Origin of the sequence: Thermogutta sp. (assembly GCF_039793925.1) — a bacterium.
In the GTDB taxonomy this organism is placed as follows: Bacteria; Planctomycetota; Planctomycetia; order Pirellulales; family Thermoguttaceae; genus Thermogutta.
Window position 1 is genome coordinate 1 of sequence record NZ_JBAMME010000047.1, and the last position, 1,640, is coordinate 1,640.

Consider the following 1,640-nt stretch of genomic DNA (forward strand, 5'->3'; position numbering starts at 1 on the left):
ACCAAGTCGCGCCATCGTAGCTTCTGTCAAGGTGGGGGCGGTTTGACGCTTACGCAATCGCTTGATAGTCCTGTACCTCCTGTGATTGCTCTGTCCGGACCGTTCGTCATCGGAACGATCCGGCTACTCAGTAGCTCTGCGTATGCGAGAACCGCACGGGCAGTCTTGGAATGAGTTTCACTGGTGTATTCGCAGGTGATCAAACCTCTGAGCTTGCCACACACTGTCCGCCTCGCTCCAACAAAGCAAATAGCTCGGTTTCTGTCGATACGCGGCGCGTCGCCCAAGAAGGAAAGCCACTCCATTGGGTCCCGAGTGGCTTTCCACAAATGAGGCTACCTCGATTTTCGTCGGAGGAGAATCCCGCCGATCCCGGCCAGCAGCGCGAGCATGCTTGTCGGCTCCGGAATAACGACGTCGATTTCCTTGATAATGCTTGCGCAGACTGCGCTCGGGTGGTCGCGAGGCAGGAACCAGTCCTGAGTGTTATCCGGGCTCCAGTGGGTGAGCCTCACGCCGCTTATCGGGAGACCGCCCGGCAGCAAGCCGCCGGTGTCGTCGTAAGTCCTGATCAGCGAGGCTTCCCAACGACCACCGTTGCTTACGTAATAGGGGGCCGGTTGTTGCTTCGTGGACGATTTCAAACCGGTCGTTCTGGTACTTGACCTCGACGTCCACATCCTGGAACACGCGCCGTTCTTGTCCGAGGTCCGAGTTGCCCCCGATGCTCAGTATCTCCTTGACGGGCCGAGGGTCGAACTCGTACCTGATCCGCAGAGAAGCCAGGCCGTAGTCTTGCAGTACGGAATGGACCTTCGCTCCCAACACGCAGTCGGTCAGGTACTTCGCATCAGCCTGATCGGGGAAAGCCCAATCGAACCCGCCGGCCTCGATGACGGCCCCACTGCTTGTGGTGTCCTTGCCCTCAATGATGTCGTTGTTTGACACCTGTCGGGACAGGTCCGCACAGCTCGGGGCCAGTTCCCAACTGCAAGTTGTGGCCGCCGGCCAGCACACCGCTGATGGTTTGACGGTTACGCTGCCAGCAGCAGTCCCGTACAAAACACACTGACCCAGACCTTCATCCTGTTTACTCATTTTCCCGTTTCACGACATTAGTTGCGTGGTGTCACGAGACTTAATAGATTCTTCGTGAATGCCGCCCTCCGGGCTCGTGGCTTTGCTGGCACGCAGTCAATATAGCGCGGGATATGCGACCTCTCAAGGACATATTGCAGCCTGTGCATCAGTATTAATACCTGTTGTTTTGAGTTGCAGGGACACTTGGGAAGTTTTATACGCCGCGGGAATGACCGGGTTGGATCTACCTCTCCCTTTACTGGAAAGTTCTCTCAGCATCGCTCCTGATGATCTGCGGAATGTGCCAGGTGGAAAGTAAAGCTCCCTCTGCCTTTGTGGGAGAGGGCAGGGGTTAGGGTTGTACGGAGCGGGAACTTGGGTTGGTGGGCCGCAGGGAGAGCGTGAGCAGAATCCATCCCGCAGCATAGAACCTCACGGCCGTGGGCATCAGGTCATGCCGAACCTGTTTCAGCATCCGGTAGCCGAAAAGATGGATCCTGAATCGAGGAGCCTGTCCCGTCGGCAGTGGAAAGCTGAGAGAGCTGGTGGTTCGACTCCGA

2 protein-coding genes are annotated in these 1,640 nt (G+C 57.3%); both read right to left on the bottom strand.

Going from position 1 to position 1,640, the window contains the following annotated elements; genetic code table 11:
• Nucleotides 1-486: 486 nt before the first annotated feature.
• Complete coding sequence (locus ABJK56_RS01570) at nt 487-1,098, bottom strand: hypothetical protein (protein ID WP_347242908.1); 612 nt, start codon at nt 1,096-1,098, stop codon at nt 487-489.
• A gap of 334 nt (nt 1,099-1,432) precedes the next feature.
• A partial coding sequence (locus ABJK56_RS01575; RefSeq protein WP_347242909.1) for a hypothetical protein occupies nt 1,433-1,640 on the bottom strand: 208 nt, incomplete at its 5' end.

Excerpts from the sequence above, each read along its gene's own strand:
- ABJK56_RS01570 (WP_347242908.1), bottom strand. The coding sequence starts at position 1,098 with ATGAGTAAACAGGATGAAGGTCTGGGTCAGTGTGTTTTGTACGGGACT.